20 protein-coding genes are annotated in these 25353 nt (G+C 59.4%); 10 read left to right on the forward strand and 10 right to left on the reverse strand.

The features are described 5' to 3' along the window. Position 1: 1 nt before the first annotated feature. The 10 genes from ACQZ6D_RS26355 to ACQZ6D_RS26400 all read right to left on the reverse strand — a co-directional run bounded on the left by ACQZ6D_RS26355 (position 2) and on the right by ACQZ6D_RS26400 (position 12271). A complete protein-coding gene (locus ACQZ6D_RS26355) occupies positions 2-1603 on the reverse strand; it encodes a rhodanese-related sulfurtransferase (protein ID WP_045231747.1) in 1602 nt (533 codons plus the stop codon). 31 nt (positions 1604-1634) lie between these two features. Further along, entirely contained in the window at positions 1635-2582 is a 948-nt protein-coding gene (locus ACQZ6D_RS26360) for a LysR family transcriptional regulator (protein WP_045231748.1), read from the reverse strand. Beyond that, on the reverse strand, positions 2579-3358 hold the full coding sequence (locus ACQZ6D_RS26365) for an ABC transporter ATP-binding protein (protein WP_045231765.1): 780 nt from the start codon (positions 3356-3358) through the stop codon (positions 2579-2581). The genes ACQZ6D_RS26360 and ACQZ6D_RS26365 overlap by 4 nt, the downstream gene beginning before the upstream one ends. 48 nt (positions 3359-3406) lie before the next feature. Beyond that, positions 3407-4207 (reverse strand): aliphatic sulfonate ABC transporter permease SsuC, encoded by an 801-nt coding sequence (ssuC, locus tag ACQZ6D_RS26370; protein ID WP_045231749.1) that lies wholly within the window; start codon positions 4205-4207, stop codon positions 3407-3409. Positions 4208-4225: 18 nt separating this feature from the next. After that, positions 4226-5158 (reverse strand): aliphatic sulfonate ABC transporter substrate-binding protein, encoded by a 933-nt coding sequence (locus tag ACQZ6D_RS26375; RefSeq protein WP_045231750.1) that lies wholly within the window; start codon positions 5156-5158, stop codon positions 4226-4228. 22 nt (positions 5159-5180) lie between these two features. Then, complete coding sequence (locus ACQZ6D_RS26380; RefSeq protein WP_045231751.1) at positions 5181-6533, reverse strand: LLM class flavin-dependent oxidoreductase; 1353 nt, start codon at positions 6531-6533, stop codon at positions 5181-5183. Positions 6534-6883: 350 nt separating this feature from the next. Beyond that, a complete protein-coding gene (locus ACQZ6D_RS26385) occupies positions 6884-9394 on the reverse strand; it encodes a S8 family peptidase (RefSeq protein ID WP_045231752.1) in 2511 nt (836 codons plus the stop codon). 3 nt (positions 9395-9397) lie between these two features. Continuing rightward, positions 9398-10384 carry an AAA family ATPase gene (locus ACQZ6D_RS26390; RefSeq protein ID WP_045231753.1) on the reverse strand — a complete coding sequence of 329 codons (987 nt, stop codon included), beginning with the start codon at positions 10382-10384 and terminating at the stop codon, positions 9398-9400. Positions 10385-10633: 249 nt separating this feature from the next. Beyond that, the gene (locus ACQZ6D_RS26395; protein WP_045231754.1) at positions 10634-11227 is read right to left on the reverse strand and encodes a DUF6088 family protein; all 594 of its coding nucleotides are present in this window, start codon (positions 11225-11227) and stop codon (positions 10634-10636) included. Between the two features lie 81 nt (positions 11228-11308). Beyond that, on the reverse strand, positions 11309-12271 hold the full coding sequence (locus ACQZ6D_RS26400; protein ID WP_010974803.1) for a LysR family transcriptional regulator: 963 nt from the start codon (positions 12269-12271) through the stop codon (positions 11309-11311). A 171-nt stretch (positions 12272-12442) separates the two neighbouring features. On the opposite strand from ACQZ6D_RS26400, the gene ACQZ6D_RS26405 reads away from it, so the two are divergent. From ACQZ6D_RS26405 to ACQZ6D_RS26450, 10 genes are all read left to right on the forward strand, one after another. After that, positions 12443-13735, forward strand: a complete 1293-nt coding sequence (locus ACQZ6D_RS26405) for an NtaA/DmoA family FMN-dependent monooxygenase (RefSeq protein ID WP_010974866.1) — start codon at positions 12443-12445, stop codon at positions 13733-13735. Continuing rightward, positions 13732-14958, forward strand: a complete 1227-nt coding sequence (locus ACQZ6D_RS26410) for an LLM class flavin-dependent oxidoreductase (protein WP_010974865.1) — start codon at positions 13732-13734, stop codon at positions 14956-14958. Before ACQZ6D_RS26405 ends, ACQZ6D_RS26410 begins: the two co-directional genes overlap by 4 nt. Before the next feature lie 10 nt (positions 14959-14968). Continuing rightward, positions 14969-16456, forward strand: a complete 1488-nt coding sequence (locus ACQZ6D_RS26415) for a SidA/IucD/PvdA family monooxygenase (protein ID WP_012655011.1) — start codon at positions 14969-14971, stop codon at positions 16454-16456. Then, positions 16453-17439, forward strand: a complete 987-nt coding sequence (locus ACQZ6D_RS26420) for an ABC transporter permease (RefSeq protein WP_045023439.1) — start codon at positions 16453-16455, stop codon at positions 17437-17439. The genes ACQZ6D_RS26415 and ACQZ6D_RS26420 overlap by 4 nt, the downstream gene beginning before the upstream one ends. A 35-nt stretch (positions 17440-17474) precedes the next feature. Then, positions 17475-18380 carry an ABC transporter permease gene (locus ACQZ6D_RS26425; protein ID WP_233278971.1) on the forward strand — a complete coding sequence of 302 codons (906 nt, stop codon included), beginning with the start codon at positions 17475-17477 and terminating at the stop codon, positions 18378-18380. Further along, complete coding sequence (locus tag ACQZ6D_RS26430) at positions 18377-20047, forward strand: dipeptide ABC transporter ATP-binding protein (protein WP_045023436.1); 1671 nt, start codon at positions 18377-18379, stop codon at positions 20045-20047. The genes ACQZ6D_RS26425 and ACQZ6D_RS26430 overlap by 4 nt, the downstream gene beginning before the upstream one ends. Positions 20048-20104: 57 nt before the next feature. After that, positions 20105-21700: an ABC transporter substrate-binding protein gene (locus ACQZ6D_RS26435; RefSeq protein WP_010974864.1), complete on the forward strand. Its 1596-nt coding sequence runs from the start codon at positions 20105-20107 to the stop codon at positions 21698-21700. An 88-nt stretch (positions 21701-21788) separates the two neighbouring features. After that, a complete protein-coding gene (locus ACQZ6D_RS26440) occupies positions 21789-23003 on the forward strand; it encodes an acyl-CoA dehydrogenase family protein (RefSeq protein WP_010974863.1) in 1215 nt (404 codons plus the stop codon). 79 nt (positions 23004-23082) lie between these two features. After that, complete coding sequence (gene aiiB / locus ACQZ6D_RS26445) at positions 23083-23913, forward strand: quorum-quenching N-acyl homoserine lactonase AiiB (protein ID WP_045023430.1); 831 nt, start codon at positions 23083-23085, stop codon at positions 23911-23913. 132 nt (positions 23914-24045) lie between these two features. Further along, the gene (locus tag ACQZ6D_RS26450; RefSeq protein ID WP_045023428.1) at positions 24046-25353 is read left to right on the forward strand and encodes a sugar ABC transporter substrate-binding protein; all 1308 of its coding nucleotides are present in this window, start codon (positions 24046-24048) and stop codon (positions 25351-25353) included.

Genomic DNA, 25353 nt, shown 5'->3' on the forward strand with positions numbered 1-25353 from the left:
CTCAGATGACGTTGAAGAAGTGCGTGCCGTCGCGATCGAGCTGCGCGACCAGTCCGTATTCCCAGTCGAGATAGGCCTGCATAGCCTCCACGGGGGCGTCCGTGCCTTCGTAGGGCCGACGATAGCGATCGATGCGGGGTGATGCGAGGTGGGACTCATCGGTTTCCAGGATTCGACCGGCAGCCTTCCAGGCAGCGTTGCCGCCCTCAAAAACGAGGACTGGAACATCGACCAGTTTCTTAAGGTCGACGGCGGCATAAATGGCGAGCGCGCTTGTGCCGCATGTGACGACGTAGGTTTTTGCGGGAGGCGCGCGCTTGATCGCTTCCGGGAGCTGGGAGCGTAGCGCGAACCACGCACCCGGGATGTGCCCCTTTAGGTAGTTCGCGCTGGTCGTGAAATCGAGCACGACGATATCGGAATTCGGATTGGAGATCGCGGAAGAAAGATCGCGGACGCAGATCGTCGGGGTCGGCTCGACTTCGGGCGATATGCTCTTGAAGGATCCTTGTTCGCTGATGGCATCACTCGGAGCCTGTTCTACGACATAGACTTCCCAACCCATCTGCGCGAGCCACGACGCTGCCATATTGGCACGCGTTGTCTCGTCGTCGCTTAGTACGATACGCGCACCACGGACAGGCGCGTAGTGATCAGTCTCCTGTACAAGCTGTCCGCCTGGCACGTGCATGAAGCCCGGCAGGTGGCCTTCGAGGTATTCTGGTTCGGTGCGGACGTCGATCAGATAAGTCGTTCGGTCCGGGGTTTGAAGGCTGCCGATGTCCGACAGAGCAATGCTCCGAACACCCGCGCGCGCGGCGACGGCTGCAGCGGATTTTTGCGCCTCCGAGCGGTCCCTGGCTTCGACGTCAGCGAAGCTCCTGCTCGCTCCATGTTCCAGTGTCTGACCTGCCAAAGTCCATCCAATTGTTCCGTTGCGAAGACCGACGACCTTGTTCGGTATCCCGGCATTGATGAGAGACTGCGTTCCGATGATGCTGCGTGTGCGGCCAGCACAGTTGACGATCACAAGGGTCTCGGGATCGGGAGCAAGGTCCCGTGCGCGCAGGACGAGTTCACCACCGGGAACGTTGATACCCTTTGGAATGCTCATCGTTTGATATTCGTCAAAACGGCGTGCATCGAAAACGACCGCGTTGGCTCCTTCATCTAGAAGCGCCTTTACCTTGGTCGCGTCCCAGAGCGGCGTGTGCCTTTTCGCTTCGACCAGTTCACCGAATGACTTGCTCGGCACGTTGACGTCAATGAACAGTTCGCCGCCGTCGGCCTTCCACGCTTCCAATCCCCCTTCGAGGATATGGACATTCGTGTAGCCGAGCGATTTCAGTTTCTCGACGGCGATGGGAGCGAGGTCTCGTATGCCATCGTGACCATACAGAACGATCAGCGTATCGCGTTGTGGGATCCTGCGCCATGCATCCAGTTCAAGCCGGGCAATGGGAAAGTTGGCTGCCCAGAGGGGATGCCCTTGCGCGAAAGGATCTTCTTCGCGGACGTCGGCGAGAAGGATTTCCGAGCGGGCCAGAAGATGCTGCCGCACTTCGTCGTACCTGAGGCTGTGCTTCGTTGTCGGGGCTGACATATTTTCTCCTGCTATCGATCTCGTGAGCTATTCACGAGGTGATGGTCTGGTTGGCAGCTTCAAAGTCGACCAGCCTGCTCGGAGCTGCCGCCCCCTGAAACAGCGTTGCGGCTCTCGCTCCAAAAGCGCTGATGGGTGGTTCGAGAGCACCGAGAGTCGGCGCGTGACAGAGCCAGAGTTCTGCGCGCAACGAAAAGTCGCTGACCGTGATGATCTCCAGTTTGGTACGGTGGGGGCTCATCTCCAGAAGGGGCACGGGAACGAGTCCAAGTCCGAGACCTGCGGCAACCATCTCCAACTGCGTCTCTCGAGCAAAGGTGTCGAGATTGACTTTGAACGGAAGATTGAGCGCCGCATGCGCCCGCTGCAGTTCCGCCCGGAAACCGCATCCGTCGGGGTTCAGAATCCACCCGGATTTGTGAAGGGTGCCAAGGCGTTGGGCACGGTCTCCGCCCGATCCGAGCGGCCCCACGATCGCCATCTCGACCTGCGCCAGCGAAACGGCGGTCACTTTGTGCGGAAAGATTTTCCGTGTGGGCATCAATACGATCGCAGCATCGATCTGGCCGTCGACGAGCTTTTCAACAATCTGGTTCGCCCAGCCTGTGGTGGCACGTATAGACAGTTCCGGCCATCGCTCCCGTTGCAGATGGACTATGTCGGCAAGAATCACATCGCAGACCGCCTGGGTCAGTCCCAAGCGCGCACCACCCGTCAGGTTCGAGCGGGCACTCAACGTCAAGCGGAGCTTGTCGACTTCCTTGAGGATATTGAGGCACTGCTCGTGGACGCCGAGACCTACGGTGGTTGGAACGGGTGGCTTGACGCTTCTGTCGAGCAGGGTAACACCGAGGTCCTTCTCGAGGTTCTGGATGCGCTTCGAGATCGCCGACTGGGTCAACGAAAGAATAGCCGCCGCTTGGCTGAGCGACCTGGCTCCGACCACGGCGATGAAAGCTTCGATGTCGTCGAGGTTCATTTGCAATCGTCTCCGCTTGGTGCATTTCTGGAGTTCAGTACCCTGGAAAGAACCTTCTCCTCAATTGACGTGAACGCCTGCGAACTGCGCACACGAGGATGCGCAAGCTCGATATCCAGCTCGAGAACGATCTCGCCTTTCTCCATCAAGATGACGCGATCGCCAAGAGCAATGGCCTCCTCGACGTCGTGTGTGACGAGAAGGACAGTGAATCCGTGGCGCGCACGGATGCTTTCGATGAGGTTCTGCATTTCAAGTCTCGTCAGTGCATCCAGTGCGCCGAGCGGTTCGTCAAGCAGCAGGAGACGCGGCCGGTGTATAAGGGCACGGGCAAGGGCAACGCGCTGCCTCTGTCCACCTGATAATTGGGACGGCCATTTGTCAGCGTGTTCGGAAAGACCAACCTCGGCAAGCGCCTTGCGTGCGCGGTTCTGCCATGGATTGGGCAGGCCGATCCCGATGTTTTGGAGAACGGTTCTCCAGGGCAAGAGGCGCGCGTCCTGGAACATCATCCGCACCTCACCGGAGATTTCGGACAGGGGATTTCCGTCGATCTGGATTGTCCCGCCATCGATAGTTTCGAGGTCCGCGATCAGCCGCAGTAGAGTGGACTTCCCACAGCCCGAGCGGCCGACAATCGAAAGAAACTGACCGGCGGGTACGTTGAGCGAAAGGCCCTTGAGAACCTCCGTCCCGTCAAAGCCCTTCCACAGGCCGAGGATGTCCAGCGCGGCTCCGCCCGCGGAGGTGTTGCTTAACGAAACCTCTTTTGCCACGTTCGGCCGCGTCGATTTCAAGGAGACTAAAGTCACCAGAGACCTCTCTTACTTCTGATAGGATGGATGCCAGCGTAGCCAACGGTTCTCCGCGAGCCGCGCCAGCCAGTCTGTCAGCTTGCCGAGAAGCGCGTACAGGATGATCGAGAGCACCACGACATCGGCCTGAAGGAATTCGCGCGCGTTCGTAGCGAGAAGGCCGATACCCGAACTCGCTGCGATCGTCTCGGCGACGATCAGCACGATCCAGGCCACCCCGAGCGCGTACCGCACACCAACGAGAATAGACGACATGGCTCCAGGCAGTATGATGTCACGTAGAAGACCGGTTCGTGTCAGTCCGTAGTTCCGCCCCATCTCGATCAGACCCTGATCGACTGATTTGATGCCGTGGAAGGTGTTGAGGTAGATCGGAAACATGGTGGCGAACGCTACGAGGAAAATCTTGGCTTCCTCGCCGATTCCGAACCACATGATGACGAGCGGCACCATGGCGAGCGATGGAATGTTGCGGAGCATCTGAAGCGAGCTGTCGAAGAGCGTTTCCCCGGTTCGCCAAAGGCCGTTCACAAAACCGAAGAACAGCCCCAGAGCCGCACCTATACCGAAGCCGACGGCCGCTCGCCAAAAACTGGCTGCCATATGCTGCACAAGCTCGCCGCTTGCCGCCAGAGACCAGGCGGCCTCCAGGACGGCGAGCGGCGAGGGTAGAATGCCTTGGGAGAGCAGTCCTCCCGATGAGGCGATCTGCCAGAGAATGACGACGATTACAGGAAACGCCCACGGAGCAAATGCCTGGGCCAGATACCGTCCTGCTGTGATTGGAGTCTTCGCGCTGGTCGTCATCATCGTCAGCCTCTGCGTTCGTCAGTCCGTCTGCTTGGGAGAGAAGGAGTCGTCCAACAGGTCGCTGGCGTTCAGCTTCTTGTCGATGATCCCGGCTCCATAATAGAGATCGATCGTGCTTTGCTGGAGCTTCTCGACGTCTGCGTTGATCAGCTGGGGAGCGTGCCTTTCGCGGGTCTGCTTGCCGAGCGCCACGTCATCGGGAATTTTGACGAGCTGGGCGATAATCTTCGAGTATTCCCGCGGATGCTCGAGCCCCCAGGCGCGAGCCTTGGCGCTGCGGGCGACGAAGTCCTTGAGGATATCGCGCTTGCCTTCGATAGCAGCCTCGGAGGCGATGAAATAGGAAAGGCTGGGGTAGTTCTTGCCATCGACGATGATGCGAGCCCCGGACTTGAGCGTCGTGAAGGAGATGTAGGGTTCCCAGAGCGAGACGGCATCGACCGATCCGTTCGTCAAGGCGAGCGTCGCCTCCGCAGGCGGCAGGAAGACCGGCGTGATGGCGTCTTCCTTGAGACCAGCCTCTTTGAGCGACTGAAGGATAAGGGCGTGGCCCGCCGAACCCTTCACGAAAGCGACCTTCTTGCCGACGAGATCCTTGATGCCCTGATAAGGTGCGTCGTTCTTTACGATGATGGCGTTTCCTTCGTACTTTGTGGCGAAGATGGCCTTTGCCTTGACACCACGCGCAGCGGCAAAGGTCAGTGGCGCGTCGCCGACCGAACCAGCGTCAAGAGCTCCGGCAGCGAGAGCTTCGAGCAGAGGGGCGGCGTTGGCGAATTCGCTCCACTCGACTTGATAGGGGACGTCCTTAAGCACGCCGGAAGCGTCCATGACAGCGCGCGCGTTGCCGCGCTGGTCGCCAACGCGAAGAACCTCCTGGGCGGAGGCGACAGTCGCGGCGACGGAGATCGCCACTGACAGTGCGAGGCGAATGATTGACTTGGTCTTCATCACAATACTCCTTGATGCGAGGTCAGAGCGCAGCGCGCCGCTTCTCGGTTGTCTCGCGTGTTTCGAATTGATTGGCTGGCCGTTCGAGACCCAGGGTCTCGCGCAGGGTGGTTCCCGGATACTCCCGACGGAAAAGTCCGCGCTCCTGGAGAACCGGGACGACGCCTTCGAGGAAGAGGTCCTCGTCGCGACGGATGTAGGGAGGCAGGATGACGAAGCCGTCACACGCACGCTGGGAGTACCAATGGGCCAACTGACTGGCGACTTCCTCCGGCGTACCGACGGGCGCGAAGAATGACAGGCTTTCCGCATACCATTTTCCGACCTCGGCAACTGTCATTTTCTGTTCAATGGCGCGCTTGATGACGTACTGGAAGCGGCCGACGCTGCCGGTGATCTTGTCGGTGATATCGGGGAAGGGTGCATTCTGGGGGAACTGGGCGAGGTCGAAGTTCATGCTCGCCGACATGAAGCTGAGGCCTGCCTCGGGCAGAATGAGTTCCTTGAGCTCTCGTTCCTTGTCCAGTGCTTCCTTACGGGTGCGGCCGACCACGGGGACGATGCCGGGGAGGACCTTTACGGCGTTCTCCGAGCGGCCGCCTTCGACTACCTTTTCCTTGAAGTTCTTGTAGAAGCTTCGTGCGCGCTCCAGTTCAGCATGGACGACGAAGATCACCTCGGCATTCTGCGCCGCGATCCCCTGGAACCGGTCCGAAACGCCAGCCTGAATGAGGACCGGACGACCCTGCGGTGGGCGGGGTACGTTGATAGGGCCGCGGATTTTGAAGAAGTCGCCTTCATGGTCAATGTAATGGAATTTGGTGGGATCCGCGAAGACGCCGGACTTCTTGTCGAGGACGAGCGCATCGGCTTCCCAGCTATCCCATAGCTTGCCCATGACGTCCGCAAATTCGATGGCGCGGAGGTAGCGCTCCTCGTGTCCGAAATGTTGCTCCCGGCCGAAATTGCGCGCCTCGCCATCGCTGACGGAGGTGACGAGGTTCCAGGCGGCGCGACCGCCGCTGATATGGTCGATGTTCGCCAACATACGGGCGGCGGCATAAGGCGAGGCATATGATGATGAGATCGTGCCGCCTATGCCGATATGATCGGTGACGGCTCCGAGCGCCGCCAGTGTGGTCAACGGCTCGGGCCTGGTGACGAGACGATACTTCACAGTGTCGGCAAAGTGCTGGCCATAGTTGTCGTCGATCGAAAGCTTGTCGGCGACGAAAAGCATGTCCAGCTTCGCGGCTTCTGCGCGGCGGGCGACGGTCTTGTAGAGCGCCCAGTCGACGCCGCCTGAGGTGGCCGACTCCGGGAGCCGCCAACCGCCGAGATGTGTGCCGGCCTCGAGATAAAGAGCGAGATGCATCCGTACGCCTTCCTGAGATAATCATTCTCAGAAAGACTATTTATATAAAATCTACCGTCAATATAGAAATAATGGAATAATGCTTGGTATCGAAAGAAAGCCTCAGGGGTCTAATTGTCTGAGGTTTGCGGAAACAGTTTCCTCGTAGGCAACAGTTTTCGCGAATAGCTGCCTACCACGATGACGTCGAAATTGTCGCACGCGTGTCCTGATCTGTTGGGGAAAGCCACACATCCCTCCTTCAAGGCGGTGGGGCGGGAACCCGCCAATATGAGCTGCCGAGTCGGATGACTGACTGGGAGGCCCCCTCGTCTGGCACGTACACGGTCCAATGCCCCACGCGGGAGGGTTTAAGTCTCAATCAGAATTTCGGGCGCCACCTCTGGAAGGATGGGGGTGCTGATCGGGGTGTAGAGATCGACATCAGCCGCAGTTCGCAACGTTGCGACAAGTGCATAACGAACTGCTGTATCACCCCTTCTCTGACCCGTATTCTCCCGCCACCATCCGCCAGTCGGATAGATGGCGATAGCGTCACGCTGGGAGAGCTCGACGGCGTTTCCCTCCCAGATATCCCCATGCAGCGATCCTCGATTGCGAAGAACGGGACCAAGCGTCCAGCCTGTGTCTCCCGCCGCCCTTGCCGGCGGCCTTGCCCCGGCCGCGGCATTGATGCGACGCAAGAAGACATCGGGGCGCTCGTCGCCCGGTTTCAACGCAAACCGCAATCCATGCGAAGCGTAGCTGTGACGGCGTGTTTGGCCACGCTCCCCAGGATTGGGCTCAATGAAATAGCTGAGCGTGATCCGCAACTGGACCTGGGTTTCTCCAAGAGCCTCGAGCTCCTCCGTCGGCCAGGGAAGCGCGTGCAGGACCATGTCCTTGGTCTCGATCCTGCTGCCCACGGTCTTGAATGGTTGCATCTCGTTCTCAATGACCATGGTGACATCGTTATCGAGACTTCCAAGGGCGCGCACCAGTGATGGAACCCCGAAACCGTAACGCCGCATCAAGGCATTCTTGTTGATCCCGCCAAGATGGGCTTTCATCGTCGGTGTCCATTCCGCCGAATGGACGATCAGCGCCCTGACCGTCTCGGACCACAGATCAGGACGCTGCCCCAGGATCTGCGCGCCCATCCTTGCCGCGAGCGCAGTTGCTGCACTGGTCTCGCCGGTCGTCGTGAACGCCCGGTTCTCAGGCGTCCGATAGGTCGTCAGCAGCGCGAGATCGTCAAGGTGATCACCAATGAGCGTCGCCGGATCTACGCCCAGATTGCCACCCTCGAAGACGACATCGGGTTTGAGGGGCCAATCGTAGTTCCAAGTGACGGAGGTGCGGCTACGTGGCATAAGATCGCCGACCTGGGCCATGACACCCCACCCGTTGAAGACAGGGTCGGTGATTGTCGTCTTCTCGGTAAATGCTCCGACCGTCAGCACATTCCACGCCTGAGCAGGGCTTTCGATCGGCATGATATCGTTGCGGACGAGATAATCGTTCTGATGGATATCCTCACGAATATTGCCGGCGGAAACCGCAATCAGGCGCGGCGCATTGTCGGCGCCATAGGCAAGTGCGTCGAGAGCCGCAGACCATGACGACGGACGGCCGCGCCAGTGATCGCCGTCACTGGTCAGGGCAAGGCAGATCGCGCGAGGCCGGTTCGGCGCAACGATCTCGGCACGGGCGATTGATTGGGCGGTGATGGCGCCGAAGAGATCGGGGTCATTCGCGCCATGGTCGGGCAGAATCTTTACCGACTCCAGTCGGTGCGTCAGGATGATCTGCCCGGCTCCGGCGAGAACATCGGTCAGGTCACCGTATAGGGCGACGCCGGAAAGCTGGGTGCCATGTCCGCCGTGCCCCTGATTACTGGTGTCTTCGACGTTCCAGCCGGGATCGAATGCCTGCTGATCCACTGCTGCGAGCGCCGGGAGGATCAAAGGGTGACGTCGGGTAGAGCCTGAATCGAGAAGGCAGACGGCGGGACGGTCACCATCGGGGGCCACAATGCGGCCCGCCGTCTCCGCAGCCCAGGCGCGTTGCTCGGCGCCGTCCATCTCCATAAAGAAGGCCGGTGTATCGCGGGCGGTTCGTAGCTCTGCGATCGTGTCGGTGTGCGCAATGATCCGCCCGAGGGTTTCGGCGCTCGCGTGGACGATCAACACCTCGCGCTCCGGAAACTGAAGGGCATGTTCACGCACCGGAAGCTCCAGTCGCTCAGCCGCCGTCGCAAAGGTATCTCTGGTCCCGAGACGCAGCCAGACCTCCCACCAGATGGCCGTACCGGGCACCGGAAAGAACGCCTCGTCATCCGTATAGAGGGATCTGGCCACCGCAAGACGCGCGGTCTCAAGTGAGGCCACGAGCACTTCATTCTTGGGTCCGTTGTTTCTTTCGACGATCTCACCGTCCACCTCGACCCGTTGGATCCGGTCCTGGTCGCGATATTCGGCCACCTTCTTGAGGTAATAGTCGCGCTGGCGCTCGGGGACGAAGACGGTGGCGGCAATCGCGTTCCCTCCCTCCCCTATCGGGCGAACGCTAACAAGTTCGATCGGAAACCTGCCCTGGCGGTTTTCGAGCTTATCGACGATCTCGCTCTGGGATGAAGGGAGTTCGAACTCAAGATAGAAACCTGGCGTTCCACCCGCAAGGTCGGGCTCGCGGGCTCTCAATTGCGCTTCCGCGTCTGCCACTGCCCGGGTAAGGGCTTCTGTCAGCTTTACAGCATGCTGAGCCCTATCGCGCACCGGCACGGTTGTGCCGCCACCTCCGCCTCTGGCGGTGTAGTCCTGGATGTTCCCGTGACCGGGCAAATAAACGTGTGGGAGTGGACGCGGTGGTTCTTCTGCCATCGATTATTGCGACGCCGCTCCTTTGCGTTCGGCTATCGCGAGGGACAGATCGTTCTGGGTGATGCGGTCCCGGTCGGACAGGACGACGAGTTTCGCGGCGTCGGCCGCAGCGCGAGCAATCTCGGCCTGGCTCAAACCGGCAGCATCTGTAACCGCTTTTGTCCAGTTGATATCCCGGGTGTCGAAGCTGGAAAGGCGCGCTTGCAAAATGCCGGTCGCGACTTCAACGCTCGGCAATGCATACTCGATGACGTCATCGAACCGCCGAAAGAGCGCTGGATCGAGCAATTCCGGGTGATTAGTCGCCGCCACCACCAGACCGTCACTCTCATCCTCCTCGAGGAATTGAAGGAACGAATTGAGGACACGCCGGATCTCGCCCACGTCATTGCGTTCCGCGCGCTTCGCGCCGATCGCATCGAACTCGTCGAAGAAGTAGACGCCTTTGGTTTCAGCCATCGCCGAGAACACCAGCCGCAACTTTGAGGCGGTCTCCCCCATGAACTTCGTCATCAAGCCATCGAGCTGCACGGTGAACAACGGCGTATGGAGTTCACCGGCGAGCGCAGCCGCGGTCATTGTCTTTCCGGATCCGGGGGGACCGATGAGCAACAGTTTGCGCCGTGGGGCCAGCCCATGGCTGCGAAGCTTATGCTGTTGTCGCTGCTCGAGAATGACTCGTTTCAAACGAGCTTCGAGCTCCGCAGGAAGGATCATGCTCGACAACCGAACGTCAGTGTAGCGCACCGCAACCAGGTTCGCGAGATCACCGCGTGGCTGCGCAATAGGAACAGGGGCTTTCTTGCGCCCGGAGGTACGATCCTTGTTGGCGCGCGCTGCATCGACAAGCTCGCGGAGTTGCACAGCCACCTTTCCATGACCCCTGCGGGCCTCACTTGCTGCAGCCTGCAATGCAATCGTCAGGAACTGCTCGTCGTCGCCTTCGACGTGGCTCTTCAGCAGCGAGATCAACTGCTGCGCCGTGGTCATGACGACTGAGCTCGGTTCATAGATCGAGCTCCTTCTGATTGAATGGTCCACATTTGCGTCATCGTGTCCCTCTCGCGGTGACTTTTTGGCACTTTCGAGAGATAGACGCCTCTCCCAAAGAACTGGTTAAAATCCAGTTTAATGATCGCCATAGCGAAAAGCAATTTGAACGGAGCAACAGTTCCCAACATTTGAGACTGCAACGAGAGCAAATTCTTTCCTATCAGCTTGATGGATACATTCGCATGGTTATCCATCTATCTCACTCGGCATTGCGTTAGCGATCGAGACCAGCGTCGAACGCATCCAAGCGGGAGCCCGGACCGCATTGGATGCTAGCGTCTTCTTGTCGCTGGCCGACAGTCGACGCGAGGCGATCTGCGCAACGTCGGCGGCACGCACCGCCCCGACGTGACGAAGGGCCTGAACAACTGTGCCGGCAGCACTGTCCGGAGCAATAAGGTGCTTGGGCGAAGCGTGGCGCAGATCAACGACGCGCTTATCGAGCACAACACGGCGCGACGGGCCATCAGTCAGATAGATGCTATGTGCGGGGACCTGTGTTGACAGGCCAAGGGCATTCGCCGCGCGCGCACCGGCGATCTGCACCTGAGATCCGGTCTCCCGCGCCAACGCTTTCGCCACATCGTCAGGCCTAGGCGAAAGGGCCCCAAGTTGCGGATGAACCTTTGGGAAGTCGTACAGGCCTCGCGTCAGGCGCCGAAGCTTTCCATTCCTGGCCAACCGAGAAAGCGCTTGGTCGACGGCCGCGCGCGCGGCCACGTCCAGGAAATCACTGGGCGTGAAGACACTGCCGCGCCCGCCGGCACGGGCACGCTTCATAATTAGGTCTGGAACTGATGTCGCGAGGGGTTTCATGCGTCAGAAATTAGGCTATATTTTTCTGACATTCAAGAGCGCGCTTCATGTTCGAACAATATGAGTAGATCCAAGGCGACCATTCACACGGTCGTCGTTCAGTCTACTGCCGGCACGGCTCTGCTTTCTTACATACGAAAGCAATGCCTTGAGTGCGGCGGAGATATTCCGGTTCTTTGGATAACACAGCATGAACCCCGGATGGGGGGCGACCCAGCCTTCCAGGAGTGAAATCAGACTGCCGTCGTCCAGAAAAGGCTTCGAAATTGGCTCTATGCCATAGCCTATGCCCTTGCCGCTGAGAGCGGCTGAAAGTGTGTAGGTCGAATCCGACACGATGAGCGAACCGCTGACAGCAACCTCGAAGCGTTCTTGACCGCGCTGAAACTCCCAGGGGTAGATTGCTCCGGTGTGGGGGCCTCGAAAGTTGATGCAATTATGATGAACGAGGTCTCCCGGTTCAGAGGGCGCCCCGAAACGGGCGAGATATCTTGGTGAGGCGTAGACAATGCGCTTTAATTCCGGTCCTAACCGAATAGAGACCAGATCGTCCTGGATGCTCCGGTTAGGGATGACCGCAGCATCAAACCCGGACACCGCGATGTCGACGAGCACATCTCCAATCGTGAGATCGATGGTAATGTCCGTGTAAGCGGCTTCGAAGCCATTAAGAAGCGGTTCCATATAAAGCCGCATCGGCATACGCGGGACGCAAAGCTTCAGCGTCCCGGAGGGCTTTTCCCGAGGCTCCGTCAGGTCCTCCATCAAGGTGTCGAATTCGGACATCATTGGCCCGAGGCGCCGGGCCAATCGACTTCCAGCTTCGGTCAATCTGACCGTTCTCGTCGTACGCTGCAGCAGTTTCGTCCCAAGCCGCCCTTCCAGAACCTGGATTGTGTAGCTGAGAGTGGAAGGCGCGATTTTCAGGGCTGCTGCGGCCCGAACGAAACTGCCGGAATCCACGATCATCATAAAAGCACGCAGATTGCCAAAGTCGGTGCCCCGCATTCTTCGAACCTCTCGAATAGTGAAATCGAAAACAAACATATAATCGACAGGAATATGCACCAACGTCTATAGAATTAGTAGACTTTTGCTTCCTAAATAGGCCCGCCGCCCGCAATTTGAAACCGTCTGTCATGGGCGCGGCACCTCCTTATTCCTGAAGCAAAGAACGATATGCAACGAGAACTTCATTTCACCGCAAATTACAATCTTGGCCTCGGCTTGCACCCAGCGCGATGGCGCCTCATCGACAACCCCGCGCAGTTTCTCGATGTGAACGCTCACATCGAGGTCGCGCAGATCGCGGAGAAGGCAGGTTTCGACGCTGTTTTTCTATCGGACTTCCAAAGCCTTCCGATGGAGCCGCCAGTCGAACCGTGGCACGCACTCGATCCATTGCTGGCACTTTCGGCGATAGCGGCGAGAACTGAATCCGTGGGACTGATCGCCACTGTTTCCACGACATTTTCCGAGCCCTACGAACTCGCCCGCAAGCTCTCTTCGCTCGATCATATCAGCGGTGGCCGTGCTGCCTGGAATATTGTGACAAGCTATCTTCCGGAAGCAGGCTGGAATTTCGGCATGGACCTGCCGACGCATGACGAGCGTTACGACCGTGCGGAGGAGTTCGTGAGCGTTGCAAAGGCTCTCTGGGCAAGCTGGGGAGACGGTGCGCTATTACTCGACCAGGCTGGCGGCACGTTCGTCGACTGGAAGAAGGTCAGCCATCTCAACCATGTTGGAATGCATTTTAAAGTCCGTGGGCCCTTGCAGGTGCCGACCAGCCCGCAAGGAAAGCCCATCCTGGTACAAGCCGGATCCTCCGAGGTCGGCCTTAGCTTCGGCGCAAGGCACGCCGACCTGATCTATAGCCTCCAGACCAACCTCGAGGCGGCCCAGGCGGGTTACAGAAGGACGAAGGATGCGGTGCGCAAGGCGGGGCGCGATCCCGACCGGACGCTGTTCATGCCTGGAATCTATCCGGTCGTTGGCTCAACCGAAGAAGAGGCGCTCAGAAAAGTTGAACGACTCGACGCGCTTCGCGACCTCGCCGCCGATGCGCGCTGGTTCGGGATTCGTCTTGGTGTCCCTCTTGGTGGCGAGGACCTCGACAAACCGGCTCCGACCCGCGCTCAGGCTGACTTCACACCTGCGGTTTCAACCGGGATTTCGGAATCCACCTGGCAGATGATCGAGCGGCGGCCCGGCGCGACGCTGCGGGAAATCCTGCTCAGTTCGCAGGGACGCAACCGCTTTATTGCCGGGACGCCAGAGAAGGTCGCCGATGAGATTGAGTTGTGGTTCCGCAGCGGTGCGGCTGACGGCTTCAATGTCAGCGCCACGCATTTTCCCGATGGCTTCAGTTCGTTTACGGAAAGCGTCATCCCCATCCTGCAGCGACGTGGCATCTTCCGGTCGGAATATCGGCACAGCACATTGCGCGGAAACCTGGGGCTCGGTGAATGACGCGCGACCCTCACCACACGCTCACATCCACGGAACTAACGCAGAACGATCCGGTCCCGTCACCCGCTGATTTTGACGAAAGCCCAGTCGCGCGCATCTTCCGGCAGCCGACGATGCTCGGCCTCTTTCTGCCACTCAATGCCGGTGGCTGGAGTGCGTCGCATCTGCCACGCACGACGTCATGGGATTTCGGCTACAACCGCAACCTCGTACGAATCGCTGACGAACTCGGCTTCGACATCGTCTTTGGACTGTCGCAATGGCTTCCGAAAGGCGGGTTCGGCGAAGTACTGAACGGCACCTCTCTCGACCCCTTCGTCACCATGGCTGCGCTGGCGACAGAGACGAAGAATATCCTGCTCGCATCGACCGTGCATATCCTGTATGGACCTTGGCACCCGCTTCATCTGGCGCGCGCCGGCGCCACCCTCGATCACATCACAAATGGCCGCTGGGGCCTCAATGTCGTGACCGGTCATCGCCGGATTGAACACGAGATGTTCGGCGGCTCGCAGATCGAGCACGATCAGCGGTACAGGCTCGCCGACGAATTCGTCAATGCGCTGAAGGCATTGTGGCGCTCGGACGAGCCCGTCACCTTTTCCGGTAAATCGCCATGGCGGATCAAAGAGGGCTTCATCACGCCGAAGCCGCGTTTCGGCCGACCCCTTCTGATCAGCGCGACAGGCTCGCCCGCCGGCATAGACTTCGCTGCGCGGCAATCGGATATCGTCTTTGTCACTAGCCCCGGCGGGGGCAGTTTCGAGGCAGCGCGGGCGTCGCTCGGCGCCCATACCGCCACCGTCAAGGCAGCTGCGGCTCGAAACGGGCGCACAATCCGCGTCATCCTCAATCCAATCATCGTCTGTCGCGACACGGATCAGGAAGCTCAGGAATACTATGGCGCGATTGTTGCCGCCGTCGAGCAGAGGAATGTCGGCGGGCTGCATAACATTGCTGACACGAAGGATTTCGACAAACGGCTGGTCAGCGACGCGCAGGCGTGGGCGAAGAGCAACGATGTAAACTCGGTCGATGCGATCGCTGTCGGGGGGAATGTCCGGCTCGTCGGCTCGCCTCAACGGATCGTCGAACAGCTTGCCGCTTTGCATGCCGAAGGAGTGGACGGTTTCCACATCTCCTTCTTCGACTACCTGCCCGACCTCACCCATTTCGGACGAACCGTTCTCCCGCTGATGCGGGCAGCCGGTTTGCGGCTCTAGGGGTGATGAGATGACAGTTCAACAAAAAATCGCGTCGGGCCGATCAAGCGGGAGAACGGTGTCGCAAGAGCGTCTCAACCAGCTCAGTGAACAGACGCGTCGCGCAATCGCGCAGCTCGAACCGGTCACTCTGGATTGGGTTGCTCCGGTCGCCACAGATATGGACGTTGCCGTCATCGGCGGTGGTCAGAGTGGTGTTGCCATTGCGTTTGGACTGCGCCGTGCCGGCATCCGACGGGTGCAGGTTTTCGATGCCGCCACGCCGGAAACAGCGGGCGTCTGGAATACCATAGCCAGGATGCACACGCTTCGCGCGGGCAAGGGATTTACCGGTCTCGAACAGGGCATCCCTGAACTGACATTCGAGCACTGGTACGTTGCGCTTCATGGTGACGCCGCATTTGCCGCAATGGCGGAAATACCCCGCACCGTCTGGCTCGACTATCTCAACTGGTATCGCGAAACGGCGGGGATCGACGTGCGATGGCAGCATCGCCTGATTTCGATCGATCCGCGTTCGGACGCCGAAAACGCACCGCTCAATCTGCGCTTTGAACTGCAGGACAAGGGCGTGATAGATCTGTCAACACAGACGATCGTACTGGCAACTGGCCTGGACGGCTTGGGCGAACCCTATATACCGTCGGTTCTTTCCCACACTCTTCCTCCCGACCGCCTTGTCCACACGAACGACCTCATTAATTTCGCTAGCCTTCGCGGCTTGAGCGTGGGTGTGGTCGGAGCGGCCGCATCCGCGTTCGACGCAGCGGCTGTCGCGCTGGAACATGGTGCAGCGAGTGTGCATCAATTCGTCCGACACGGCGATCTCGTAGAGGCCAACGATCAGGCTGCCGCCAGACCCTCGGCTGACAAGCTGTTCTTTCCGGAATTCGATGATGCAATGCGATGGCGTTTGATTTTGGAGCGCCGGCGACGCAGCTCCGCGCCGGATGCGGCCATCGCCCGGGCCTGCCAGCATCCGAACCACTATCTCCATTTCAACGTTGCGGCAGAACAGATTGTAGCTCTTGGCGACGATATCGTAGCGAGAACGACGACGGGCGATATAATGCTGGACACGGTCATTGCCGCGACCGGCTATAGGCAAAACGTTTATGCCCGGCCGGAACTGACCGCCGCGGCTCCCCACATTCTCCTCTGGCAAGACCGCGTTGCGGCGGCGGAGAGGGAAAGCGGCTGGTCTTCGCATCCCTATCTTGGGAAAGGTTTTGAATTGCAGGAGATAGAGCCTGGTTCGGCGCCATGGCTTAAGCGTATCCATGTCTATACCTTCGCGGCGATCATCAGTCACGGCATCCATGCTGGCGATATCGGCAGCGCCGCGATCGCACTGCCCCGCCTGATCGCGGCAGTCGCTCGCTCACTCTTTATCCATGCTCGCGCGGACTACGAGCGGCTTGCGAGCCTCGGGCCGTCCATCGCGGTCGACCGCGTCGCTCCCTCACCCGTCTCCGGACCTTGGGAGGCAGCTCCATGAAGAGGCTTACGCGGGTTGGCCGCAGTCTGCTACGCAACCTCATTCAGGCGGTCCCGACGATGTTCGTCATCGTCACGCTCGGTTTCTTCGTGCTGCAGCTCGCGCCTGGGGATGCCGCCGATTACATGGCGGCCGAATCCGGTGCCGCCACGCAGGAAACGGTGGCCGACATTCGCCGGGCTTTCGGGCTCGATCTGCCGCTGCTCGATCAGCTTGCGAACTACTATACAAGTCTGGCGCATTTCAGTCTCGGCATATCTCCCCGCTACGGTGTCCCCGTCGCCGATCTCATCATGGAGCGTCTGCCGGGTACCCTGACGCTCATGGTTCTTGCGATCGTCATCGCCCTGCTGGTGGGGATCGCAGCTGGCACGATCATGGCACTGAACGCAACGCGCGCGGCCGATCGCATTCTTTCGGTGGCATCGCTGCTGTTCTACTCAGTCCCGACATTCTGGATCGGATTGATCTTCATCATCGTCTTCTCGGTGAAGCTCGGCTGGCTACCGGCTGGCGGCATGAAAACCATCGGCGCTTCCTCGGGGGGCTTTGGCTGGCTTATCGACCGCGCCTCTTATGCATTGCTCCCCGCGACGTCACTGGCGCTCTATTACATGGCGATCTACGCACGTCTCACCCGATCTTCTATCCTTGAGGTCATCGGGCAGGATCATGTCCGCACCGCAAAGGCGAAGGGTCTGGCGCCACGACAGGTTGTCCTTCGCCACGTGCTGCGCAACGCGCTCATCCCGATCACCACGGTGGCCGGTATCCACGTGGCCGGCATTCTTGGCGGCGCCATCGTCATCGAAACGGTCTTCAGTTGGCCAGGCATGGGTCGGCTTGCCTTTGATGCCGTCATGGCGCGTGAATATACGCTGTTGCTCGGCATCATGCTGGTCTCGTCTGTCCTGGTGATTTGCGTCAACGCTATCGTCGACATCATCCAGGCTGCCCTCGATCCCAGAATCGAGGTGCGCTGATGAGCGGCTTCGATATCGAATCCTCAACCGCACGCATGGCAGCCGGTGAAGCCCCCTGGAGCAACATCGGCAATCCTGTCATTGCGCGCTCGGTCCTGCGCGACTTTCTCTCGAACCCGGGCGCGACAGCCGGTCTCATGACACTCAGCATTATAATGCTCCTGGCGCTGTTGGCCCCGTGGCTGGCTCCGGGCGATCCGCAGTCGATTGTCGGCCCTGAGCGTCTTTGGCCCGGAGAAAATCCGGACTTTCTACTCGGCACGGATTCACTCGGTCGAAGCGTCTGGGCGGGACTGGTACATGGCGCCCGTGTCTCGCTGCTGGTGGGGATTTCCGCAACAATTCTCGGTCTGGTGTTCGGTGGACTTATTGGAGCCATCGCCGGCTATTGCGGCGGCTGGATCGACGATCTCATCGTCCGGTTCATCGAGATATTCCAGACCATTCCTAGCTTCGTCCTGCTGGTCGTTCTCGTCGCCTTCGCGACACCGACAATCGGTACGGTCATCGTCGGCATCGCACTTGTGTCCTGGGCGATGATCGCGCGTCTCACCCGCGCCGAGTTCCGCTCGATCCGGGAGAAGGATTTCGTCATGGCTGCCAGGGCGTCTGGCATTTCGGCGCCACGGATCATTCTGCAGGAAATCCTGCCCAACGCCCTGCCCTCGCTCATCGTGGTCTCATCGATCATGGTTGCCTCGGCGATCCTGATGGAATCTGCGCTGTCCTTCATGGGGCTTAGCGATCCGAATACCGTCACCTGGGGATCAATGATCGGCGCCAGCCGCGAGGTGATCCGCAGCCACTGGTACCTCACGCTCATGCCCGGTGGGTGCATCGTCCTCACCGTGCTGGCGCTCAACCTCATCGGGGATGGCCTCAACGACGCGCTCAACCCGCGGATCAGGCGCAAAGTCCGCTCGCGGAAAGCAGTGGAATGATGGCGATACCTTTGCTTGGTGTCCGCGACCTCTCAGTCCGATATCACAGCCGGAGCGGTGAAGCGGTTGCCGTCGAGAACCTTTCCTTCGACATCGCCGCCGGCGAGGCTGTCGCTCTGGTCGGCGAATCCGGTTGCGGGAAAAGCACGACTGCCCTTGCGCTGTCCAACCTCCTGCCGGACGAAGCGTCCAGCAGCGGCGAGGTGACCTTCGATGGCCTGGATCTCTTCCGCCTCCCACCCAAGGCATGGCGGCCCATTCTCGGACCCCGGATCGGCATGATCTTCCAGGAGCCGATGAGCGCTCTCAATCCGGTCTATACGGTCGGAGACCAGATCGCCGAGGTACTGCACGCCCATGAACGGCTGTCCCGGAAGGCTGCACGTTCGCGGGTTCTGGAATTACTCGATCTGGTGTCAATGCCGGAACCACACCGTCGTATCGCGTCCTATCCACACGAACTGTCCGGGGGCCAGAGACAGCGTGCCATGATCGCCCAGGCGATCGCGCTCACGCCGCTCCTGCTGATCGCAGACGAACCGACCACGGCTCTCGACTCGACGATCCAGAGCCAGATCCTCGAATTGATCGATCGTCTTCGGCGCGATCTGTCCATGGGCCTGCTTCTCATCTCCCACGATCTGACACTGGTGTCGCGCTGGACCGACCGCGTGGTCGTCATGCACAACGGCAAAAGGATGGAAGAGCTCAAGGCAGAGCATCTGTTTCAGGAGAGCCAGCATCCCTACACGAAAGGGCTGATCGGCGCATCGATCCGTCTCGGCGATGGGCGCCACGCTTCATCGGAGCGGCTGAACGAGATCCGGACCCACAGGAACAGCAACGGCACAACCAGCTTCGAGATCCGTAGCCCGCCGGTTGCAGCGGAACCGCGCACCAATGCAACGGCAGATGCGCTTCTGGAAGTCGAGGATCTCACGGTTCGCTATGACCCCGCTAGCAAGACACCGCCTGCCGTCGATCGTGTGACCTTCGAACTCCTGCGCGGCGAAACGCTCGGGCTGGTCGGAGAATCCGGTAGCGGCAAGTCTTCGCTTTCAAAGGCGCTCAGCCGTCTGATACCCGTTGCCGGCGGACAGATCCTGTTCGAAGGTCAGGACATCACCCACGCAGGTGGAGCCGACCTGCGCGCCTTCCGCGGGCGCGTGCAGATGATCTTCCAGGATCCTTATTCTTCCCTAAACCCGCGCCGGACCGTTGGAGATATTCTCGATAGCGTGCTGCATGCACACAAGTATCGCAATTCCGCCGACAGGCAATCGCGCATAAGCGAAGCTCTCGACCAGGTCCGCCTGCCACGTTCGGCGGTGGAGCGCTTTCCCCATGAATTCTCCGGTGGGCAGCGTCAACGGATCGCGATTGCCAGAGCCCTGATCGTGCGGCCCTCGCTCGTCATCTGCGACGAACCGGTATCGGCACTCGACGTGTCCGTTCAGGCGCAAATTCTCAACTTGCTTGCCGATCTCAAGGAGGAAGCCGGTCTTTCCTATCTCTTCATCTCCCACGATCTGGCTGTCGTGAAATACATCTCGGACAGGATCATGGTCATGAAGGATGGACACATCATCGAGCGCGGCAACCACCAAAATCTATGGAGCAATCCCTCCCATGAATACACGAGGAAGCTGATCGCAGCAGCTTCGTAACGGCAACGGACTCCCTAAAACAACAGAACCCGAAACTTCACGAGCCAGGAGAATTTCATGATCAAACTGTCGCGCCGGACGTTCAACGCCGCCCTCGGAATCGGCGCATTGGGTACCGCCATACCCGGTATTTCGTTCGCTCAAACTACGCCGGTGCGTGGCGGTACCGCCCGCATCGTCGCCGCCAGCGAACCCGCCATGCTCATCGAATTGTTCCAGAACACCGGCAACGCCGGCGTCGGTTCCCGTGTCATCGAAGGGTTGTTGAAGGTCAGTTTCGACCGGACCTTCAAACCACATCTTGCGGAGAGCTGGGATATCAGCGCGGATGGAAAGACCTACACTTTTCACCTGCGCCCGGGCATCAAGTGGCATGACGGTCAACCGTTCACCTCCGCGGACGTTGCATTCTCGCTGCTGACGTTGAAGGAAACCCATCCGCGCCGGCGTGTGACGTTTGCATCGCTCGAAAAGATCGACACGCCCGATCCACTGACGGTCGTCGCCCAGTTCAAGACACCGGTTCCATTCCTGTTGCCGGCCCTTTCCGGCATCGCTTCGCCCATCATCCCGAAACACCTCTACGAAGAGACGGATATTCGGGCGAACCCCTATAACGCAAAACCGATAGGCACGGGCCCCTACGTGTTCAAGGAGTGGGAACGCGGCAGCCATATCCTGCTCGAACGCAATCCCGATTACTGGATCAAGGATCTGCCCCTGCTCGATGCTGTGGTGACACGGTTTATCGTTGATGTCAGCGCCCGCGGGGCGGCTTTCGAGGCGGGAGACGTCGATGTAGGCTATCACACACCCGTGCCGCTCGACGAGATCAAGCGCCTTGGCGACGATCCGCGCTTCGGCGTCGAGACTCGCGGTTACGAGCTTGAAGGCAGTCTGAACCAGTTGTTTTTCCGTCTGGATCATCCGATTCTCAGCGATCTGCGTGTTCGCCAGGCTTTCGCTCACGCCATCAATATCGACGACTACATCCGTCTCGTCTGGAAGGGATATGCTGTGCCGTCCCCGACCGCGATTGCACCGTCGATGGCAGAATATCACGATCCAAGTATCGGCTTCTATGCCTTCGACAAGGCCAAGGCGGAAGCGCTTCTTGATGAGGCCGGCCACAAGCGTGGTGGTGATGGGAAACGGTTCGCGCTGCGCCTTACCTACAATCCTGTCTACGGGCCAACCCGTGTCGGCGCAGAATTCCTCCGATCCGCCTTCGGCGACATCGGCGTCGACGTGGCGATCCAGAGCTACGACTACGCGACCTACATCAAGAGCGTCTATACCGACGCGGCCTTCGATATCGACCTCCAGCATCTTGCCAACGGTTATGATCCGACGGACGGCATCCAGCGCGGCTACTGGTCGAAGAACATCAAGAAGGGCGTGCCGTGGTCCAATCACTCCGGCTACAGCAATGCCGAGGTCGATGAGATCTTCGAGAAAGGATCGATCGAAATCGATCCGGCGAAGCGCAAAGAATACTTCGTCAGGTTCCAACACATCCTTCACCGCGATCTGCCGGCGGTAAACCTCGTTCAGTTCCAGAACCTGACGCTCTATCGCAAGACGCTGCACAACCACACCGAGGATTCGTCCGGGCATTCGGTCGACTTCGCCGCTGCGTGGCTGGGAAGCTGAGCTTTATCCGGCAGGCGGGCTCCACAGGCGCCGCCTGCCACGTAGCGCGACAACACCGTCATTATTTCCAAATTGTAAGTGAACGCCCTTGACCCATCATCCTCATACCTGGCCGACAATCGACACACCCGCATTCCGCACACTCGTGGCAATTTTCCGGCCGGTGTTCGCCGAAATCGCCGAAGGCTCGCGCCAAAGAGATGCGACACGCACACTCCCGCGCGATGAAGTCGCAAGGCTGAAAGCGCTCAAATTCGGTGCGCTGCTTCTCCCCAAAGATAAAGGCGGTTTGGGAGCGACACCGCTGGAACTCCTTGCATTGCTCGTCGAGCTTGCAGAGGCAGACTCGAATGTCGCGCAGATCTTCCGCGCCCATTTCGGATTGCTCGGACAGCTTCTCGACGAACCATCCAACGCCTGGACGAGGCGTTGCATCGACATCATCGGATCCGGGGAGATCATCTCCGCTGCAGCGACGGAGGTTGGAAATGCCACGCTTGGCAAATTTTCGACTTCCATCATAAAAACCAATGAGGGCCATCGTCTCAACGGCCAGAAATTCTATACGACCGGCGCTCTGTTCTCGGAATGGATGACTGTCAGCGGCTTGAACAATGCTGACGAGCTGATCATAGCGCTTATAAAAACGACGGCGCCAGGAACGTCCATTGTCGATGACTGGAACGGTTTCGGACAGAGACTGACCGCCAGTGGGACCGCCGTATTCGATCAGGTCCTTCTGCACGATGACGATATTGCGCCATCGGCATCGCGGTGGCCGTTCCTGACGGCCTTCGCTCAATTGGCCCATCTGGCAACGCTTGTCGGAATCGGGCGGGGGGCGTCCACTGCCGTTGCGGACTATGTGCGGTCACGCAAACGGACATATTCCCACGCGGCTGCCAGCACCGCGAGCGACGATCCGCAGGTGCTCCAGCTCGTCGGTAAGGTGTTTGCCAATGCGCACGGGGCAAACTCGATCGTACTTTCAGCCGCCGACGCCTATCACCGCGCTGTTGCTAAAGGCTGCAGGGAAAGAACGGAGATCGGCAAACTCGAGGTGCAGATTTACCAGGCACAGGTCGTCGTCCACCAACTCATCCTCGATGCGACGACCGTCCTCTTCGACGGACTGGGAGCGTCTGCGCTCAGCAACGAGTTGGGGCTGGATCGCTATTGGCGAAACGCCCGCGCCATCTCCTCCCACAATCCGGTCATCTACAAGGAGCGTCAGATCGGTGATTTCGCGGTTAACCGCAGCCTGCCGCCGGATCTTTGGACCACCGGCATTGGAAAGGCCTAGCGGATGTTTCGCGTCGAGGCTGGTCAACCTCACCTCAGCCGGCGCTGAACCAGATCGCGTGACTTAATTAGGAGATCTTATGGGAAATAAGCTGTTCGTTCTCGACCTGGGTGAAATTCGTGTCGACGAAAACTTCATCATCGCCAACTCCACTTTTGTCACGCCGCAGAAGCCGACGGTGAGTAGTCGTCTGATCGACATTCCGGTCTCCGCCTACCTCATCCAATGCACCGATGCCACGGTCCTCTACGACACAGGATGTCACCCGGAATGCATGGGAACGAATGGCCGGTGGCCCGCGCAATCGCAACTGAACGCGCCCTATATCGGGGCGTCGGAATGCAATCTGCCGGAACGGCTGAGGCAGCTCGGCCTTTCACCGGACGATATTTCGACGGTGGTCCTGTCGCATCTTCACAATGATCACGCCGGTTGCGTCGAGTATTTCGGAAAGTCGAGGCTGATTGCACATGAAGATGAATTCGCAACCGCAGTCCGGTATTTCGCGACGGGGGATCATTCGTCGCCTTACATCGTCAAGGATATCGAGGCGTGGTTTGCGGCCCCACGAAACTGGGATCTTGTCAGTCGCGATGAGAGAGAAAGAGAACTCGCGCCTGGAGTGACCCTGCTCAACTTCGGAAGCGGCCATGCTGCCGGGATGTTGGGTATTGCCGTGGAGCTTGAGAAGCGGCCCGGGTTTCTGCTCGTTTCAGACGCTTGTTACACCGCCACAAATTATGGTCCTCCGGCCCGCCGAGCCGGCGTTCTCCACGATACGATCGGTTACGATCGGACGGTCAGCTATATCAGGAAATACGCCGAATCCCGTTCTCTCAAAGTCCTCTTCGGTCACGACCGGGAGCAGTTTGCGAGCCTGATCAAATCCACGGACGGATTTTATGAATAAGGAGCTCGCCAGGACTTCAACTGGCGGCGGCCGCGGCTGTGAAAACGCCAAGGCAACTACCCCAGTAGAACTGCCCAATTGCCTCTACCTCAAACCGCATAAGCCAATTCACCCTATGAAAGGATCCTTCAAATGACTTCATCTAAAGTAACTTCTTCACCCTTATCAAGCTCGCTTTCTCGCCGCCGTCTGCTCCAGGCAGGGGCGGGTCTTGCCGTGGCGGGAAGTGGATTTCTGCCCAGCTGGGAAGCACGCGCTCAGAGTTTTAAATCCGCTCCGCTGCATCAGCTTTTGCTGCTGAGCAATGAATGGAACACCATCATCAACGATGCGGCAAAGCGGGCCGCAGCTGTTCTCGGCCTTCCCTATAGTTCGACGACGTTCAACCTCAACGATGGCACGGCCGTTACGCAGGCGCAGTCCGCCGCTGCGGCAGGTGCAAAACTCTTCCTCATCGTCAGCGCCGACGGGAGCAGTCTGAAGCGGATTGCCCGGACAGCGCAAGAGGGCGGCGGCTATGTGGTCAATGTCGGCAACAACATTCCCTGGACATCTCCGATTGACGCCGGAACCGGCTTTGCGCAGGCAATCGTTGCGCGTGAGGACGGAAATCGCGGCGGTAATATGTATGAAGCCGTCAAATACACCATTGGCCTGGCGGTGAAGAAGTTCGGGCCGGACGCCAAATTCCTGCATATCACCGGTTCGAAGGGTTCATCCTACGACAATCTGCGCACGGCGGCCGTGAAGCGTGCGCTTGCCGAATTTCCCGGTGTAACGATCGCCGGAAGTCTGCCAGGCAATTGGAGCGCCGAGGAAGGGCAGAAAGCGACCGAGGACCTCATCGCCCGCCACGGCGTGCCCAACGGCATTATCGCCCAGAATGATGGATCGCTGACCGGGGTTCTGGCAGCGCTGCGCGGTCTCAAGATCGAGGCCGGTGAGGAAGTGCTCACGGTTGGAGCGGATGGCGCAACCGATATCTTCAGGGCAATCAAGGCCGGAAAAGTCGCGGCCACCGCGTTCCAGTCTCCGGCCTATTACGGTGTCCAGGCTGTCGCCCGGCTCTTCGATGCTCTGAACGGCTATGAGGCGTCCGCCCCGGAAAGGTTCGTGGGGTTCAATGGGCTTCTCGTCACCAAAGACAATGTTGATGGTGTTCTGGCGCGCTACGTGGACAATCCGAACCTGCCCTTCGATCCGAAGCTGCTGTCGCATGTCATCAGCGGCGACAAATGGGACCCTCAGGCGCCGCTCGCCCCGATCAGGTACGACGACTACTTCACTGCCACCGGCATCGAGAAGCCTGCAGATTACCGACCTCAGGCAGACTATGCCAAGTCTATCGAAACGGGCGAGTTCGACGCTGTCACGAAGCGCTACGAGAGCGCCTACAAACTCAAGCTGGACGACTTCAGCTTCAAGGGCATCAAGGCCTGA

The sequence above is a fragment of the Agrobacterium sp. 22-3639C2 genome (genome assembly GCF_053522105.1).